Origin of the sequence: Pseudomonas sp. TH15, from assembly GCF_016651105.1 — a bacterium.
Taxonomy (GTDB): Bacteria; Pseudomonadota; Gammaproteobacteria; order Pseudomonadales; family Pseudomonadaceae; genus Aquipseudomonas.
Window position 1 is genome coordinate 3,184,281 of sequence record NZ_JAEKEL010000001.1, and the last position, 18,455, is coordinate 3,202,735.

An 18,455-nucleotide genomic window follows, 5' to 3' on the forward strand; every position below is an offset into this window, starting at 1 on the left:
GTTAATGATAATTAGACGCAACACTGCGTAAAAACCGGAAAAAATCCCGCCAACCGCGAAAAACTCTGCTATCGCGTGAAGGCGGGATCAGCCCATCCCTGAGCGGTTGGCGTGTCAGGCCGGGTTGAGCGCGGTTTTGACTTTGCCGGCATCCATGCGCACCAACTGGTCGGCGACGTCGAAGTAACGGTCATCGTGGGAGATCACGATGATGGTCTTGCCCAGGCGTTTGAGGTCGGGCAGCAACTCGGTGTAGAAGATCCGGCGGAAGGTCGGGTCCTGATCCGCGGCCCATTCGTCGAACACCAGCACTGGGCGCTCTTCCAGCCAGGCGTTCAGCAGGGCCAAGCGTTTGCGCTGGCCGGTGGACAGGTCGGTGGTGCTGAAGGCGCCGTCGCGGATCGTGACTTTGTGGGCGATTTCCAGGCGTTCCAGGTAGCGGTTGGCGTCTTCCGGAATTTCCTGATCGCCCTGCACCAGTTCATCGAACAGGTAGTAGTCGGCAAAAATCGTGGTGAACAACTGGCGATAGTCGTCGCGGGTGAGGGCGGTCACGCATTCCCCGTTGAGGCGGATTTCGCCTTGCTGCGGCGGATACAGGCCCAGCAGCAGTTTGATCAGAGTGGTCTTGCCGCAGCCGTTTTCGCCGACGATGAACACGATGTCGCCCTGTTCGATCTTCAGGTTCACCGGCCCCAGCGTGAACGGGTTGGCGTCGCCCACGGCCGGGAAGGCATAGCGCACGTCTTTGAGTTCCAGGCTCTGTACCGGCTCGGCTTTCTTGCCCTGATCGCTGAGCAACAGATGCGGCTCGGGCGAGGAGAACTGCGCCGACAGTTCGGCGATGCGGCGGAAGGCGATCTGTGCGCGGCTGACCACCGGCAAGGTACCGACCAGATGTTCCAGTGGACCTTTCATGTACAGCAGCACCAGGACGAAACCGCTCATCACGGTTTTGTCAGCGCTGGGCCAGAACGATTGCAGGGCCAGTGCCAGACCGATGACCACAAAGAACAGCATCGAGCCGAAACTCTTGGCAATCACAAAGGTGTTGATCGATTTGATCTGGGTCTTGCAGATGAAATCGGCAGTGCCCTTGATGCCGCTGTTGAACATGCGTTGGCGACGCGGGCGGTGTATGCGCAGTTCCTTGGCACCTTCGGCAATCGCGTTGTAGTGCTTTTGCAGTTCGTCTTCAGCATCACGGGCGGCGAAGAAACCTTTGATCCCGCGCCCTTGGGCAAAGTACTGAATGCCCGTGCCGATCAGGATCGCCACGACCATGATCAGGAACATTGGCCACGACAGCATCGCCAGATAACCCATGCAACCGAGGGTCACGGTCAGCGATATGGCCAGTGGCGCGAAGGCGAAGGCGAAGTCGCTGATGGTGTCGACATCGTGGGTCAGCACCGGAATCAGGCGATGGCTGCGATAGCGTTCGATCTGCTCGATCGGTGCCGACAGGACTTTCTCGCCCAGTTGTTTGCGCAGGGTGGCGATGATGTGCTGGCCGACATAATTGGTGCCGATGTCCGAGCAGATCGAGCTGAGCAGCGCCAGCACACACAGGCCACCGAACAGCGCGACCACGCCTTGGGTCAGACCGGTTTCGGAGTGCAGCGCGTTGTTGATGGTGGCCAGCAGGACCGTGACACTCAGGCCACCGACCATACCCAGAATGACCGACAGTGCGACGACGAGCCGAAAAGGTTTGAGTAGGGTGAACAATTCATGAATTGCACCGCGCGTAGGCTGGGTCATGACAGGACAGTTCCTTGGGTCGTAAAGGCAGATACCCTGTAGAACGTCTGATCCGCTGCTTAATTTAGACGGTCGCCGACTGGCGGCGACCGGGGGAGAGGAGAAGCGTTACTGCCGATTACAACTCACGCACGACACGGAAACCGATCCAGTCGCCGCGGGTCTTCGGATCGATGTCGTTGCGGTTGCCCGAACGGGAGAAGACCGGCGCTTCACCCCAGTCATTGCCGCGAATGCGCAGGGTCTCGCAGTTGGGTTCCAGCCACGCGCTGCCGTCGGTTGGCGCACCTTTGTAGTCCGGGTGATAGCAGTCTTCGACCCACTCATAGACATTGCCGTGCATGTCGTACAGGCCAAAGGCGTTGGCCGGATAGCTGCCTGCCGGCGAGCTGAAACTGTAGCCGTCCGCCGGGCCGTAGGTGTTGGCGTGCTTGGCGATGCTGTAGCCCTTGCCCTCGTCGAACGGGAAGGGGAACGGTCCTTTGGAACCTGCACGGGCACCGTATTCACGCTGGGCTTCGCTGAGCATGCTGTAGGTCTGCCCGGTTTTTTCGACAACCAGGCGACGTAGTTCTTGATGTCCTGGAAGTCCATGCATACCGCCGGCTGGCGCGGGGTTTGCGGGTAGCGCGGTTTGCTCGCGACGCACTCGCGACCGGGGCGCGTGTCACCGTTGGCGATCACCGCACCGCTCTCGCGAATGTAACTGTCCCATTCACCTGCAGTGATCTGGAAGCGGCTCATGGCGAAGGGTTTGGCGAAGGTCACTTCATGCATCGGGCCTTCGTCGGGTTCGCGCCCGACTTCATCCTCCGGTGTGCCCATGGTGAAGGTGCCGGCCGGCAGCACGACCATTTCCGGGCAGTCCTTGCAGTCCTTGAACACTTTGCCAGCAGCAGGGGCGGTTGCGGCCTGGGCGGCGCTCGGCAGCAGGCCGCTCATGAGGGCGGCGAGGGCCAGTGCCTTGAGCGCCTTGGCGCCGAGGGCAGGGGTCAACAGATCACGTTTCATGAGTCATCTCGTCTAAAGGAAAGCGGGGCGTCACAGCTGTTTGTTGAGTACGGCCATGAAACGCTCGATGTCGTTTTCGGTGTTGAGCAGGCCCGGTGCGGTGCGAATCACCGGCCCGACGTCGCGTTCGACGGCGTCCGAGACCACGCGGTTGGCCATCAGGTAGGCGGCGACTTTGCCACTGTCCTTGCCCTTGACCCGGAAGAAGGTGAAACCGGCGGACAGTTCGGGACTGAGCGGCGTGACCAGTTCGATCTGCGGGCGTTCTTGCAGGCGTTTTTTCAGGTAGCTGTTCAGTTCATGGATGCGCGCCTGAACCTCGGCCTTGCCGAGTTGCAGGTGCAACTTGAAGGCTTCGCTCAGTGCCCAGCGATGCTCGAAGGCGTGATACCCACCGGGGGTCATGGTGGTGGAGAAATGCTCGGCTTCGGAGAAGGTCGGGATGATCGGCGTGACGTACTTCAGTTCGCTGGAACGTGCGCAAATAATTCCGGTGCCGCGCGGGCCGAACATCCACTTGTGGGTACCGGCGATAAAGAAATCGCACTGCATGTCGGGGAAGTCGAGGTCATCGACACCAAAGCCGTGCACGCCGTCGACCAGGTAGATGATCCGATCCTCGTCCTTGCGATGGCGGTTGTGCTTGTCCACCAGGGCGCCGATCTCGCTGATCGGGGTTTTCACGCCGCTGCCGGATTGCACCCAGGTCATGCCGAGCACCCGGGTTTCAGGGCGAATGCCTTTGTCGATACGGGTCAGTATTTCGTCGACGGACACCGTTGCGCTGCTGTCGAACAACTTCAGTTTGCGCACCTTGACGTCATCTTTCTGCTGGCGATAAGCCAAGGTGTAATTGGTCGCGTAGTGTTCGTGGACGGTGGTGAGGATTTCCTGATCCAGGCGCACGTGCACGCCGCCGTAAATCATCGCCAGGCCTTCGGTGGTGCTGCCGGTCAGGGCGATTTGCCTGGCATCGGCTTGCAGGTATTTGCCGGCCCAGACCCGCACGTCTTCTTCGCGCTGTTCGATAACGCCCAGATCCCAATCCATTGCCAGCCCCGGATTTTTATCCAGCGCGGCGCGGTGCATCTCGATCGCCTCACGCACCGGTTTTGGGTGGGTGGTGATCAGGAAATTGGAGAAGTGCAGGTAGTTCGGGTCCTGGTTGAACAACTGGCGCAACTGCGCCCATTTGTCCCGCCGATCGGTTGTGGATTGGCGGCGCGGGCCGGCAGGTTGACGGCTGCGCCCAGGGGCAGGCCGGCGGCAAGAATGCCGGCTTGTTTGAGAAAAGAACGACGGTTGGTCATGAGGTCTGATCGCTTGTTCGAAGAGGTGTCAGCGGTTGACGACAGGCTTGGAGGATTTTTGCACTTGTTCCCAGACCCGCAAGAAGTTGCCGCCCCACAATTTGGCGATGTCGGCCTCGCTGTAGCCACGGGAGATCAACTCGGCGGTTACGTTGCGTGCTTCGCTGACGTCCTTCCAGCCATCCAGACCGCCGCCATCGTTGAAGTCGGAACTGATGCCGACATGGTCGATGCCGATTTTCTTCACGGCGTAATCGATTGCGTCACCGAGGTCCTTGAGGTTGGCTTTGGGTTCTTCGTCGACGATTGCGTAGAGCTGGCCGGCGTACTCGCCAAAGCGTTGTTCCGGCCATACGGTGATGATCGGGTCACCAGGCATCAGCGCCATTTCCAGGCCCTGCAGTGGCTGCAGATCAAACCTGGCACGCAAGGCGTTGAGCTTGTCCTGCGTTGTTTGGCTCAGGGGACGCAAGTAGGTCGGAGAAGCCGACGATTTGCACCACGCCGCCGCTGTTCTTGATCAGCTGCAATTCCTTGTCGCTGAGGTTGCGCGGAATATCGACCATCGCCCGTGGCGCCGAGTGTGAGGCCACCAGTGGTGTGCGGCTCAATTGCGCGACTTGCTCCAAGGCTTTGGTCGACATCTGCGACACGTCGATGATCACGCCGAGGTCATTCAAGCGCTGCACAGCTTGCTTGCCAATGTCTGACAAACCGTCCAGGGCATCCGGCGAATCATTGAAGAACGGCAGCGGGCGCGAGGAGTCGGCCCAGTCGTTGTTGCCTACGTAACTGAAGCCGAACATGCGCATGCCGCGAGCGGCCCACAAGTCCAGCAGGTTCAGGTCATGTCCCAGCGGATAGGCGTTGAGCATGCTGATGAAAATCGCAAACTTGCCTTCGCCGTGCAGGCGCCGGAAGTCGGCCGGGGTGTAGGCGATGGCGACTTGATTGGGGAAGTCGCGAACCATGCCGGAGATGATTTTGTAGCGGACTTCTTGCTGGTTACGCGCTTCGGCGACGAACCCGGCGGTGGGTTTGTGTGGCGCGTTGGGGCCGTTCCACAGTTCCGGCCAGCCGAAAATCGTCAGGGCCGCACCGGACAGGCGTCCGCGATTGGCCTTGACCAGGTCGAACTGGCCGCTGCCGTCCTTGTCGATTTCGTTGCCAGTGGTGCCGAACTCCTGGGGCACGGTGATGTGGCTGTCGAACGAGAGCATCCGTTCGTGCAACTCATCGGCCTGCTGAAGCACCTTGAGCGGGTATCCGGGGTTGTCTTTGAACCAGTGATCCCAAACCGCAAAACCTGCACCGGCGCTGATCGCCAGGGCCAGCGGCAGGCCGATGTAAAGAGCCTTTTTCGAACGTGGTGTTGTCATTGCCATCTCAGTCAGGTTCGCCGCCCCGGTGCAGGCGCAGGGGCCTTTGCTATCTGGGAAGAACGAGTGGGCTACCGGGTAATTTAGGTCTGGCTGAAAAGAACGCGCGCGATACAGGAACTGCCGAAGGCTGCGATCTTTTCAGGACGGCATAAATTTACCTCTGCAACAAACGTTCTAGCTTGGATAAAGCCTGCTTCCATGGCTGACACAGGTAGGGCAATGACGATTTCTCGACGATGGTTCATGGCGGGCCTGGCACTGACCGGCGCCGCTGTGCCTGCAGCGTATTTTGGGCATCGTGAATGGACGAAGCCGGATCCGACGATCACCCCGGGTGAGGCGTCGTTCGATGTGGCGGACGTCGCCGGTCAGCGCCTGGCCGACTCCTTGCGCGGGGTCTGGACGATTCGTTTCGACGGTCGCGATGCCGGCCTCGACGGCGTGCCACGGGACGGGCTCGAAGTGTTGATCGACATTGGCCACAAGGGGCGCGGAGTCAGCGGTTTTCTTGACACTGCCGAGCGTTTGCGCAGCAGTGAGGTGCCGAGTTATCGGATTGTCGGCGACCTGGCCGACGCCAATGCCTCGCAGTTGAGCTGGCGACTGGTCGGCGCCAATGGCACCACCGATTACGAATTCAACATGGACCTCGATGAAGTCTGGGCCGCGTTTGGTAATGCCGGCAGCGGTAGCCTCAGTGGCCGGGTGTTGCGACTGGATCGTCCGTTGGCCCTGCCGATGCAGGACAATCGCTTCCTCGCGGTCAAACGAATTTTCCCCGAAGCCCGCGAGCGAACGGGGTTGAACCCGACGTTATTGGCCTGGCTGGTGTCACCGGAGCATCGGTTGTTTCACCAGCTCTGGCATGCGTCCCGGGACAAATGGCACACACTGTCCGACGACAAGCGCGATGCCCTGCGCGGCATCGGCTGGCAGCCCGGCCCTCGGGATAACGAACGCGATGCTCGCGGCGCGCGCAAGGATCGCAACGGTTCCGGGGTCGACTTCTTTTTCATGCACCGGCACATGCTCGGCACTGCGCGATCGATGCAGGACTTGCCGTCCTGGCAATACTTTCCTTTGCCGCAACCGGAGTTGATCCGTGATCGCGCCGGTTTCGCTCGGTACTTCGACAACCACGACGGTACATCGCTGCCGCCGACCTGGCTGGCCGAAGGCGATGACGAATACACGCAATGGGTCGCCGACCTCAAGACGGCCGAGACGTACCAGAGCAATTTCCAGGTCTGGGAATCGCAGTACCGCGATCCGCAATACCTGTCGAAGCTGACCCTTGGCCAATTCGGTTCCGAAGTGGAGCTGGGGCTGCACGACTGGTTGCACATGCGCTGGGCGTCAGTGCCGCGCGACCCTTCGAACGGTCAACCAGTGCCGCTCGCCCGCGACCTGGACGACTTTGCGGCGCGCTGGTTTGCCCCGGAAAACGATTTCTTGGGTGATCCGTTTTCGTCCCACGTGAATCCGGTGTTCTGGCATTTCCATGGCTGGATCGATGATCGGATTGAAGACTGGTTCCGTGCGCACGAGCGTTTTCATGCGGGTGAAGTCAGCCGGTTGGAAGTCAACGGCGTGCATTGGTTTGCCCCGGGGCGCTGGGTTGAAGTCGATGACCCGTGGCTCGGCCCGGTGACCCACGGTTGCAGCACCACGCCGGGATTGCAGGTCGGCAAGTCAGTGGAAATGGACCCGGAAACCATGAAACTGGCGCTGCGCATTACCTTCAGCGATGACGAGAAGGTGTTGTCGTCGTTGTTTCGCAAGGTGCCGCAGCGCCCTTGGTATGCGCGCCATCTGAAACCCAAACAGACTTCGGCCTGAGGCCGCGTCATCGTTCTTGGCGAGCAGGCTCGCTCCCGCAGGTTGTTGTGCTGGCCCGTAGCTAGCGGCAGCACCCCTGAACACTGTGGGAGCGAGCTTGCTCGCGAATGGGTTTGACCGGCAGAGAACTTACATCGCCTGCCAGCCGCCACCCAACGCCTTGTACAACGCCACACTGGCCTGCACCCGCGCCAGTTTCAGTTGCACATTCAGATCCTGCGCCGCATACAACGTGCGCTGGGTCTCCAGCACCGTCAGCAAGTCCTCGGCACCCGCCTGATAACGGCTTTGGGCAATGCTGAACGCGGTCTGGGCCTGGCTCAGTTCTTCGCTTTGCCACTGGCGTTGTTCATCCAACCCGCGAATGTTGTTCAGGGCTTTTTCGGTGTCGGCAAAGCCGTTGATGATTGCCCCACGATAGATCTCCAACAGTTCTTGCTGGCGCGCCGTGGCTTTGTCGCGTTCGGCGCCGAGGCGGCCGTTGTTGAAGATCGGCGCCAGCAGACCAGCTGTGAGGTTGTAAAACGGGCTGCGCATGATATCGCCGGCACCGTTGGCGCCCGAACCGAGGCTGGCGCTCAGGGTTACAGCCGGCAGCATGGCGGCGCGGGCGACGGTGACGTCGGCCTGGGCGGCGGCCAGTTGCGCTTCGGCGCGGGCAATGTCCGGACGGCGGGTCAGCAACTCACTGGGCACGCCGGTGCCGATGACCGGCCACTGCAAGTGATCGAAGGATTCGTCGATGGGTGTCAGTTGCTGAATCGGCTGGCCGAGGAGGGCGGCGAGGCTGATCAGCGCGTCCTGGGCTTGTTGCTGCACCGCCGGCAATTGCCGTTGCTGCGCCGCGACCAGGCTTTTCTGCTGGGCCAGTTCCAGAGCAGTGGCAGAACCTGAATCGAAGCGCGTTTGCACCAGTTTCAAAACGCTCTGGGCATTGGCCAGGTTGAGTTCGGCAATTCGCCCTTGTTCCCGCAGCGATAGGGTGTGCGCGTAGCTGTTGGCCACGCTGCTGAGCAAGGTCAGTTCCACCGTGGCTTGGTCGAACTCGCTGGCCTTCAGCCCGAACTGCGCGCTGTCGCGGGACGCGCGTTTACCGCCCCAGAAGTCGATTTCATAGGTGGCGCTGAGATTGGCGTCGAAGTAATCCACCGCGTTGTTGCTGCTGTCGGCATCGAGCTGACTGTAGCCCTTGCCGCGTATCAGTTTCTGACGATTGGCGTTCGCTCCGGCCGTCACCTCCGGCAGCAACGAGCCGCCGGCAATCACCGTGCCGGCCTGGGCCTGACGCACGCGAGCGACAGCGGCCGCGAGGTCGAAACTGCCGACCCGCGCCTGTTCGATCAAACGATCCAGTGGCGGGCTGCCAAACCGGGTCCACCATTGCGGGTTGTTGCGAGCACTGCTGGCAGTAGGCGCTGACTGCCACGCGGCAGGAGGCTGCAAGCTGCTGTCCGGGCGCGGGGCAGGGCTGCCGCACGCACCGAGCAGCAGGCAGAGGGTCAACAGACTCAATTGCGGCTTCATAGATCGATCATTCACTGGTAAGGGCCGTGACCGGGTCGAGCCGGGCAGCTTTGCGGGCCGGCATGAAGCCGAAGACAACACCGGTAACGAGGGCGCAGCCGAAAGCGCCGAGCACCGCCATCAAGGAAAACGCGACGGCCACTTCGCTGAGCACCAGCACGCCGCCGACGAGCAGCGCCAGACCAATCCCGGCAATACCGCCGACCACCGAGAGCATCACCGCTTCGGTGAGGAACTGGCGCAGGATGTCGCGCTGACGGGCGCCAGTGGCCATGCGAATGCCGATCTCGCGGGTCCGCTCGCGCACGGTCATGAGCATGATGTTCATCACGCCGATGCCGCCCACCAGCAGCGAGATCGCGGCAATCGAGCCAAGCATCAGCGACAGGGTGTTCTGGGTCCGGGCTTCGGCCTGGATCATCGCCGCGTTGTTGGTCAGCTCGAAATCCTGCTTGCCGTCGTGCAGGCGCAGCATCAACTCGCGGATGGCGATTTCCGCTTCCTTGACCTTGCGCGCGTCGGCCGTGGCGATGGCCACGTATTCAGGGTTGTGGGTGCCGAACAGCCGGACACTGGCCGCCGAATACGGAATGGCGATCCGGTTGTCGCTGTCGGAGTCGCCGGAACTGGCGCCTTTTTCGGCGAGCACGCCGATCACTTGGAACGGTACGTTTTCGATCAGGATGTATTGGCCGATGGGGTTGGGCACGTCCTTGAGCAATTTGCTCCGAACCTTGTGCCCGATCACTGCAACTGCCGCGGCGTTTCTTTCATCGGCCTCGGTGAAGTAGCTGCCCTGAACCACCGGCCAGTTGAAGATCGCCGGGAAATTGGTGTCATTGCCGCCGACGTAACTCATGTGGTCGACGTTGCCGTAACGCACGCCGGCCTCGGCGCCGTTGACCGGCATGATCCGCTTCACTTGCGGCAGGCTGGCCAGCGCGGCGACGTCCGCCAGGGTGACGACTCCGGGCGGGGTGCGCGGGTTCGGCGCCGAGCCGCTGAGGTAAATGATGTTCGAGCCGAAAGCGCCCATTTGCGCCATGACCTGGCGCTTGCTGCCTTCGCCGACCGCCAACATCACCACCACCGATGCCACGCCGATGATGATCCCGAGCAACGTCAGCGCGGTGCGGAAACGGTTGATCCACATCACCCGCCATGCCGCGTGCACCGCATCCACCAGCTCGCCTTTCCAGGCCCCGGTGGCCTCGGCGCCTTCGCTGAGGCGCTTGCGCAAATCCACCGCTTGCAACGCGCCGGGGTTGGCCGAGGTTTGCACCGTCGGGTCGTCGTGGGCGCTGTCGCTGATGATCAGGCCATCGCGGATTTCGATGATGCGCTTGGCCCGCGCCGCGACTTCGCGGTCGTGGGTAATGAGGATCACCACGTGGCCCTGGCTCGCCAGTTCGTCGAGCAAGGTCATGACCTCGGCGCCGCTGTGGCTGTCGAGGGCGCCGGTCGGTTCGTCGGCGAGAATAATGTGGCCGCCGTTCATCAAAGCGCGGGCAATCGATACCCGTTGTTGCTGGCCGCCGGAGAGCTGATGCGGACGGTTGCCGGTGCGCGAAGCGAGGCCGAGGCGGTCGAGGAGGGCGGCGGCGCGGGCATGACGCTCGGCGGCTGGAGTGCCAGCATAAATCGCCGGCATCTCGACGTTTTCCTGGGCGGAGCCGGACGGGATCAGGTGATAACCCTGGAACACAAAGCCAAACGCCTCGCGGCGCAGCCAGGCCAGTTCATCGCTGTCGAGCCCGGCGACGTTTTCCCCGGCGAAGCGGTATTCGCCCGAGGTCGGTCGGTCGAGGCAGCCGAGAATGTTCATCAGCGTCGATTTGCCGGAACCGGAAGCGCCGACAATCGCGACGAACTCGCCGGCATGAATCGACAGGTCGATGCCGCGCAACACGTGAACTTCCGGAGCGTCGCCGCCGCCATAGGCCTTGCGGATGTCTTGCAGGTCGATCAGAGGCGTCAGCATTTAGCCGCCACTCCCGTCAGCCGGGCCGATCAACAGGTGATCGCCTTCGTCGAGGCCATCGAGGATTTGCACTTTGAGGCGATCACTGATGCCGGTGCGCACGGTCCGTTGCTGGATGTCACCGTTTTTGGCGACGACCCGGGCAGTCTGGCTGTCGGGCTGCGTGCCGCCCTGCAATGCGGCAATCGGTGCGGTGAGGACGTTTTTCGCCTGGTTGGAGACGAAGAAAACCTGGGTGGTCATTTCCGCCATCAAGACGTTGTCGGCGTTGTCGACGTCGAGCAATACGGTGTAGAGCACCACGCGACCGGTGCCGCTTTTACTCGAACTGGCGGGGCTGCCGCCGCCCTGGCTGGTCTGGTCCAGCGGTTTGGGCGGGATCGGCAGGATCTGCCGCACCGTGCTGTTCCAGCGGCGGTTGCCGCCACTGAGGGTGGTGAACCAGGCGTTCATGCCGGGTTTGACATGGCCGATGTCGGCTTCCGAGACCTCGGCCCAAACCGTCATCGGCGACAGTTTGGCAATGCGCAAAATCAACGGTGTCTGCTGCTGAGCGTTGAGCGTTTGGCCTTCCCGGGCGTCGAGGGCTACGACCGTTCCGTTCATTGGTGCATAAATTCGCGTGTAGCCGAGTTCTGCCTGATCACTGCGCAGGCTGGCTTGGGCTTGGCGGATCTGCGCCTGGAACATATCAACGCGAGCTTGGGTGGCGCGCAGTTCGGCTTGAGCGGTTTGCACGTCTTCGTCGCGGGTGGCGCCGCCGGCAGCCAGATGTTGTTGGCGCTGGAATTTCTGCCGGGCCAGTTCGTGCTGCGCTCGTTGCTCCTGGAGCTGGGCCTTGAGGTTGTCGATGGAAAAACGCCCGGCGTCGAGTTTGGCTTGCTGGGTCGACGGGTCGATCTCCACCAGCAGATCGCCTTCCTTGACCACGTCGCCAACCTCCACATGAATCTTGTGGATCTGCCCCGACGCTTGGGCGCCGACGTCGACGTAACGCCTCGGTTGCAGGGTGCCCAGGGCGGTGACGCTGCTTTCAATGTCGCCGCGACTGACTTGAACCGTGGCGAGCTGATCGCGGCCGGGCGGGATGATTTGCCAGGCGGCGACGGCGATAACGGGGATCAGACACAGGGCTACAAGCAGGGCGCGTCGGGTGTGTCGGGGACGTTTCATGCAGGGTTCCGGCCAAAGGAAATCGGCCCGTCGTTCAGGCGGCGCGCCCATCTGGGCGACAGCCGAACGCTGTCGCAGAGCGACAGACACGGGGAGCTGTCCTGTAAACGAGGAGATAAGGGCGGAATTTAAGCGCGGACACACAGAGTTACAGGTATAGCGCCGCACTATTTGTCGGGCAAACCGAATCAGTACTTTAAATCTATATGAGAATTACTATAAATTACGCGGCTCAAATCGCCATCATCGTGCCATTGCCCATTCGGCGGTCGCGGATCTGGCTCAAGGACAGAAGCCGCACTCCCTGCGGTCGGGAGTCATGTTGGAAAACTACTATCGCGAGCTGGTGTGTTTCCTGAACGCCAAGCTGGGCAACCGTCAGGTGGCCGAAGATGTGGTGCATGACGCCTATGTGCGGGTACTGGAGCGTTCCAGCGACACGCCGATCGAGCAGCCCCGGGCGTTTCTCTATCGCACTGCACTCAATCTGGTGATCGACGACCATCGGCGCAATGCCCTGCGTCAGGTCGAATCCCTGGAAGTGCTCGATACCGAAGAACGCTACTTCATCCCCTCGCCACACAATTGCCTCGACCACGGCCAGCGCTTGGAAATGCTCCAGCGTGCCTTGGCCGAACTGCCACGGTTGTGCCGCGAGAGCTTCCTGCTGCGCAAGATCGATGGTCTGTCGCATCCTGAAATCGCCGAAAACCTGGGCATTTCCCGGGCGCTGGTGGAGAAGCACATCGTCAATGCCATGAAACACTGCCGGGTGCGAATCAAGCAGTGGGACGCCCATTGATCCCATCCGATTAAATTTTTTTTCATTGTCCTCGTTCCTACTCAACAGACGATCTGCTGTCCTGCCTAAGGCCGGTCAGGTCACCCAGGCTTTATCCCCACGGTTGAGGGGTTCATCCAGAGGACACTGGAAATGACACAGGCAATTGCATCGCCCATCGTTCACGACCTGATCGGCATTGGTTTCGGCCCGTCGAACCTGGCGCTGGCCATCGCTCTGCAAGAGCGCTCGGCGAATCAGGGTGAGCTGGATGTACTGTTTCTCGACAAGCAGGCCGACTACCGCTGGCACGGCAACACCCTGGTGACCCAGAGCGAGTTGCAGATTTCCTTCCTCAAGGACCTGGTGACCCTGCGCAACCCGACCAGCCCGTACTCGTTCGTCAATTACCTCAAGCATCACGGCCGCCTGGTGGACTTCATCAACCTTGGCACGTTCTATCCGTGCCGCATGGAGTACAACGACTACCTGCGCTGGGTCGCCGGGCAGTTCACCGAACAGAGCCGTTACGGCGAAGAAGTGCTGACCATCGAGCCGGTGCTGCACCAGCAGCAGATCGAGGCGTTGCGGGTGATTTCCCGTGATACACAGGGTCATCAGCACGTCCGCACCACTCGCTCGGTGGTCGTCAGCGCCGGCGGTACACCGCGTATTCCTGAAGCGTTCAAAGCGCTGAAGGACGACAGCCGAGTCTTCCACCATTCCCAATACCTGGCGCAAATGGCCCAGCAGCCGTGCGTGAACAATCAACCGATGAGCATCGCGATCATCGGCGGCGGGCAGAGCGCGGCGGAAGCCTTTATCGATTTGAACGACAGCTTCCCGTCGGTGCAAGTGGACATGATCCTGCGCGGCTCGGCCCTGAAACCGGCGGATGACAGCCCGTTCGTCAACGAAGTGTTTTCGCCGGAGTTCACCGACCTGGTGTTCCAGCAAGCGAGCAGCGAGCGCGAGCGTCTGGTCAACGAGTACCACAACACCAATTACTCGGTGGTGGACATCGACCTGATCGAACGCATCTACGGCATCTTCTATCGCCAGAAGGTTTCGGGGGTTGCCCGTCATGCGTTCCGCACCCTGACCACCATCGAAAAAGCCGCCGCCACCGAGCACGGTATCGAACTGATCGTGCGCAACAACGCCACCGGTGAAGTCACGGTTCGTCATTACGACGCCGTGGTACTCGCCACCGGTTACGAGCGTCAGATGCACCGCAAACTGCTGGCGCCGCTGGAACAGTACCTCGGTGATTTCGAAGTCGATCGCAACTACAAACTGATCACCGACGAGCGCTGCAAGGCTGGCATCTACATGCAGGGCTTCTGCCAGGCCAGCCACGGCTTGAGCGACACCTTGCTGTCGATCCTGCCGATTCGGGCTGATGAGATTGCCGGCTCCCTGTATGACCATGGCAAAAACCGTGGGCACAGCCGTTCGGTGATGGACTTGTTGCTGGCCACTGCCAGTTAAGATTTGTGGCGGCTGTCAGGCCGCCTTCGCGAGCAAGCCCGCTCCCACAATGGACCTGTGTTCGCAGGACAAATGTGGGAGCGGGCTTGCTCGCGAAGGGGCCAAAAAGAACACCGCAAATCTTCAATCCTGAACCCTTCCTGAAGAACCCCGAGATTCCCCCGGCACACGCCCCAGCGTCGTTTACTCTCCTTACATCGGCGCGTAAGCTTCGCGCGATTTCTTCAATAGCGGAGACCCACAGTGGGTACTTGTTCGAGTGACAGTAGTCGGCCGGTTTCAGTAACCGGCATTTTCTCGGCAAGATAACGCGCAGTCTTTTTGTGCCGTTTTCTTGCTGAAAAGCGAGTAGCGGCATTCTCTATCGCGGCCAGTGCTGGGCCGTCCTGATGTCCTCTCATCGACACTGAATCGTGTGATGTTCGACGTGCCCGTCGTCATCGCGGCGACTCGACACGCCTGCTCGACGGTTTCCTGGCCGACCCTGGGGGGCAACTGCCATGAACCTGACCTTGCTCAAGGAATTCTTCGCCGGATTCCTGCGCACCCGCCACATCGCCCGGCACTTTCGTCGCCTGGCCTTGCTGGAAAGCTTCACCGACACCACGGTCAGCCGTGAAGTACCGCCCACCCTGGCGCAAACCCTGGTGTCTGCCGCCAACAGTGACACCGGTCCATTGCTGGACAAACTCGGCAGCCACACCGATGGTTTGAGCGAGCTCGAAGCCGAGGCCCTGCGCGAGCAATACGGCCTTAACGAGGTCGAGCACGAGCAGCCGCTGCCGTGGTGGGTTCACTTGTGGCACTGCTACAAAAACCCGTTCAACCTGTTGCTGACCTTGTTGGCGTTTATCTCCTGGCTGACCGAGGACGTGAAAGCCGCCGTGGTGATTTTCTCCATGGTGGTGCTCTCGACCTTGCTGCGGTTCTGGCAGGAAGCCAAGTCCAACCAGGCCGCTGACGCGCTAAAGGCGATGGTGAGCAACACCGCGACGGTCATGCGCCAGGGTGCGCAGCGCATCGAACTGCCAATCAAGCAACTGGTGCCTGGCGACCTGATCGTGCTCTCGGCCGGCGACATGATTCCGGCCGATTGCCGGGTACTCAGCGCCAAGGACCTGTTCGTCAGCCAGGCTGCCATGACCGGCGAATCGATGCCGGTGGAAAAATTCCCCCGTCAGCAAGACAGCGACACCAGTAACCCGCTGGACCTGGACAACATCCTGTTCATGGGCACCAATGTGGTCTCGGGTGCGGCCATCGCGGTGATCCTGACCACCGGCAACAGCACCTATTTCGGTGCCTTGGCGCAGCGGGTCAGCGCCACTGACCGCACGCCGACCTCGTTTCAAACCGGGGTCAACAAGGTCAGTTGGCTGCTGATTCGCTTCATGTTCGTGATGGCGCCGCTGGTGCTGTTTATCAACGGTTTCACCAAGGGTGACTGGATGCAGGCGCTGCTGTTCGCGCTGTCCATCGCCGTGGGCCTGACCCCTGAAATGCTGCCGATGATTGTCACCTCGACCCTGGCCAAGGGTGCGGTGTTCCTCTCGCGCAAGAAAGTCATCGTCAAGCGCCTGGATGCGATCCAGAACTTCGGCGCGATGGACGTGCTGTGCACCGACAAGACCGGCACCCTGACCCAGGACAAAATCTTCCTCGCCCGGCATGTGGACGTCTGGGGCGAAGAGTCCGATGACGTGCTGGAAATGGCCTACCTCAACAGCTACTACCAGACCGGCCTGAAAAACCTGCTGGACGTTGCGGTGCTGCAACACGTCGAGGTTCACCGTGAACTGGAAGTGGCCACCGCGTTCGCCAAGGTCGATGAAGTGCCGTTCGACTTCAACCGCCGACGCATGTCGGTGGTGGTCGCCGAGCATGATCAACAGCATCACTTGCTGGTGTGCAAAGGCGCCGTGGAGGAAATCCTCGCGGTGTGCACCCGGGTTCGTCATGGTGAAAACGACGAACCGCTGACTGAAGAACTGCTGACGCGGATTCGCGAAGTGACCGCCTCCTTCAACGAGGAAGGTCTGCGCGTGGTGGCCGTGGCGGCGCGGCACACGCCCAAGGAACAGTCGGTTTACAGCCTCGCCGACGAGCAGCAAATGACCCTGATCGGCTACGTCGCATTCCTCGATCCGCCCAAGGAAAGCACCGCGCCGGCCCTGCGCGCATTGGCCGAACACGGCATTGCGGTAAAAGTGCTGACCGGCGACAACGAGCTGGTGACCGCCAAGATCTGCCGCGAAGTCGGCCTGGAGCAGCAAGGCCTGTTGATGGGCAGCGACGTCGAGCGCATGAGCGACGCCGAACTGGCGCTGGCCGTGGAGACCACCAACGTCTTTGCCAAACTGACGCCGTCACACAAGGAACGCATCGTCCGCTTGCTCAAAGGCAACGGCCACGTGGTCGGTTTCATGGGCGACGGCATCAACGACGCCCCGGCGCTGCGGGCGGCCGACATTGGTATTTCGGTGGACAGCGCGGTGGACATTGCCAAGGAGGCGGCCGACATCATCCTGCTGGAAAAGAGCCTGATGGTGCTGGAGGAGGGTGTGCTGGAAGGACGCAGGACCTTCGCCAACATGCTCAAGTACATCAAAATGACCGCCAGTTCGAACTTCGGCAACGTGTTCTCGGTGCTGGTGGCCAGTGCGTTTATCCCGTTCCTGCCGATGCTGCCGATGCACCTGCTGGTGCAGAACCTGCTCTATGACATTTCGCAGATCGCCATCCCGTTCGATAACGTCGATGCCGAGATGCTGAAAAAGCCCCAGCGCTGGCAGCCGGCCGACGTCGGGCGCTTCATGCTGTTCTTCGGCCCGATCAGTTCGATCTTCGACATCACCACGTTTGCTTTGATGTGGTACGTGTTCGACGCCAATACCCCGGACCACCAGACGCTGTTCCAGTCCGGCTGGTTCGTGGTGGGGTTGCTGACCCAGACGCTGATCGTGCACATGATCCGTACGCCGAAGATCCCGTTCCTGCAAAGCCGTGCGGCTACGCCGTTGATGGTCATGACCGGGATCATCATGGCGGTCGGGATCTTCCTGCCGATGGGGCCGCTGGCACACTACTTCAAACTGCAGGCACTGCCGTCGCTGTACTTCGTGTTCCTGCCGGTGATTTTGCTGGCGTACATGGGCCTGACCCAGGCGGTGAAGGGCTTCTATATCCGCCGGTTTGGCTGGCAATAACAGCAGGATTGCTCCCCTGTAGGAGCTGCCGAAGGCTGCGATCTTTTGACTTTGCTTTTTAAGGTCAAGATCAAAAGATCGCGGCCTTCGGCAGCTCCTACAGGGGATTTGTGTGTATTCAGGGAGATGACGATGCAAGCCATCAACAACCTCAATCTCGATTCGCTGCTCGACACCCTCGTCAGCCTCAGCGCCGCGTTCATCCTCGGCGGTCTGATCGGCTTTGAGCGTCAGTACCGGCAACGCACCGCCGGCCTGCGCACCAACGTGCTGGTCGCGGTCGGTGCGGCGATTTTCGTCGACATGGCCAACCGTCTCGCCGGCGCTGAAGGCGCGGTGCGTGTGGTCGCTTACGTGGTCTCCGGTATCGGGTTTCTCGGTGCTGGGGTGATCATGCGCGAAGAAGGCAACGTGCGTGGCCTCAACACCGCCGCGACCCTCTGGACTTCTGCCGCAGTCGGCGCCTGCGCGGGTGCCGATCTGCTCGCCGAAGCCGTGCTCGGCACGCTGTTCATCCTCGCCGCCAACACTTTGTTGCGGCCCATCGTCAACAACATCAACCGTCAGCCACTGGACGTGGTCTCGGCGGAAGTTACCAACATCGTTTATGTCATCGCCCGGCGCTCGCAGCAGAAAGCCGTGTTCGCCTTGCTCGAAGCCGAGCTTGAACGCAGCAACTACCCGGCCAGCGATGTTGACGTGCATGCCTTCGGTGCCGATGAAATCGAAATCGAAGCCACCTTGGCGACCACCTCGGTCGATGGCGATGAGCTGGATGCACTGGTCGCACGAATCTCCACCTCGGCGCTGGTGGTGCAGGCGTTCTGGAGTCCGAGTACTACCGAATAAGCGCAATCCCAAGCCAATGGCACTGAACAACCGTTCGGTGTGCCACGCCTCTGATAAATAAAAAAGCCACGTCGGTTGATCCTGCGTGGCTTTTTCTTGTGATGTTTAAAGATTGATCTCGCCATTTTTCAGACTTGTCCTACA

At 61.0% G+C, this 18,455-nt stretch carries 9 protein-coding genes and 3 pseudogenes; 5 read left to right on the forward strand and 7 right to left on the reverse strand.

Going from position 1 to position 18,455, the window contains the following annotated elements; all coding sequences use genetic code 11:
* Nucleotides 1-114: 114 nt before the first annotated feature.
* From JFT87_RS14345 to pvdM, 4 genes and pseudogenes are all read right to left on the reverse strand, one after another.
* Entirely contained in the window at nucleotides 115-1,764 is a 1,650-nt protein-coding gene (locus tag JFT87_RS14345; RefSeq protein WP_201202222.1) for a cyclic peptide export ABC transporter, read from the reverse strand.
* A 118-nt stretch (nucleotides 1,765-1,882) separates the two neighbouring features.
* Nucleotides 1,883-2,619: pseudogene (locus JFT87_RS14350) on the reverse strand (formylglycine-generating enzyme family protein).
* A 186-nt stretch (nucleotides 2,620-2,805) separates the two neighbouring features.
* Nucleotides 2,806-4,085, reverse strand: a pseudogene (pvdN, locus tag JFT87_RS14355) (pyoverdine-tailoring periplasmic protein PvdN).
* Nucleotides 4,086-4,113: 28 nt separating this feature from the next.
* Nucleotides 4,114-5,464 (reverse strand): annotated as a pseudogene (gene pvdM, locus JFT87_RS14360) (pyoverdine-tailoring dipeptidase-like protein PvdM).
* A 222-nt stretch (nucleotides 5,465-5,686) separates the two neighbouring features.
* Between pvdM and pvdP the strand changes: the two are divergent.
* On the forward strand, nucleotides 5,687-7,306 hold the full coding sequence (gene pvdP / locus JFT87_RS14365) for a pyoverdine maturation tyrosinase PvdP (protein WP_201202224.1): 1,620 nt from the start codon (nucleotides 5,687-5,689) through the stop codon (nucleotides 7,304-7,306).
* A 129-nt stretch (nucleotides 7,307-7,435) separates the two neighbouring features.
* On the opposite strand, the gene JFT87_RS14370 is transcribed toward pvdP, so the two are convergent.
* Genes JFT87_RS14370 through JFT87_RS14380 form a run of 3 tightly spaced genes read right to left on the reverse strand, consistent with a single transcriptional unit; the run spans nucleotide 7,436 to nucleotide 11,984 of the window.
* Nucleotides 7,436-8,830: an efflux transporter outer membrane subunit gene (locus tag JFT87_RS14370; protein WP_201202226.1), complete on the reverse strand. Its 1,395-nt coding sequence runs from the start codon at nucleotides 8,828-8,830 to the stop codon at nucleotides 7,436-7,438.
* Between the two features lie 7 nt (nucleotides 8,831-8,837).
* A complete protein-coding gene (locus JFT87_RS14375; protein WP_201202228.1) occupies nucleotides 8,838-10,811 on the reverse strand; it encodes a MacB family efflux pump subunit in 1,974 nt (657 codons plus the stop codon).
* The gene (locus tag JFT87_RS14380; RefSeq protein WP_201202230.1) at nucleotides 10,812-11,984 is read right to left on the reverse strand and encodes an efflux RND transporter periplasmic adaptor subunit; all 1,173 of its coding nucleotides are present in this window, start codon (nucleotides 11,982-11,984) and stop codon (nucleotides 10,812-10,814) included.
* A 319-nt stretch (nucleotides 11,985-12,303) separates the two neighbouring features.
* On the opposite strand from JFT87_RS14380, the gene JFT87_RS14385 reads away from it, so the two are divergent.
* The 4 genes from JFT87_RS14385 to JFT87_RS14400 all read left to right on the forward strand — a co-directional run bounded on the left by JFT87_RS14385 (nucleotide 12,304) and on the right by JFT87_RS14400 (nucleotide 18,311).
* Nucleotides 12,304-12,786, forward strand: coding sequence for a sigma-70 family RNA polymerase sigma factor (locus tag JFT87_RS14385; protein ID WP_201202231.1), 483 nt, complete (start codon nucleotides 12,304-12,306; stop codon nucleotides 12,784-12,786).
* A gap of 132 nt (nucleotides 12,787-12,918) precedes the next feature.
* Complete coding sequence (locus tag JFT87_RS14390) at nucleotides 12,919-14,256, forward strand: lysine N(6)-hydroxylase/L-ornithine N(5)-oxygenase family protein (protein ID WP_201202232.1); 1,338 nt, start codon at nucleotides 12,919-12,921, stop codon at nucleotides 14,254-14,256.
* Nucleotides 14,257-14,756: 500 nt separating this feature from the next.
* The gene (gene mgtA, locus JFT87_RS14395) at nucleotides 14,757-17,462 is read left to right on the forward strand and encodes a magnesium-translocating P-type ATPase (protein ID WP_201202234.1); all 2,706 of its coding nucleotides are present in this window, start codon (nucleotides 14,757-14,759) and stop codon (nucleotides 17,460-17,462) included.
* Between the two features lie 132 nt (nucleotides 17,463-17,594).
* Nucleotides 17,595-18,311: an MgtC/SapB family protein gene (locus JFT87_RS14400; RefSeq protein ID WP_008084043.1), complete on the forward strand. Its 717-nt coding sequence runs from the start codon at nucleotides 17,595-17,597 to the stop codon at nucleotides 18,309-18,311.
* The last annotated feature ends 144 nt before the right edge of the window (nucleotides 18,312-18,455 follow it).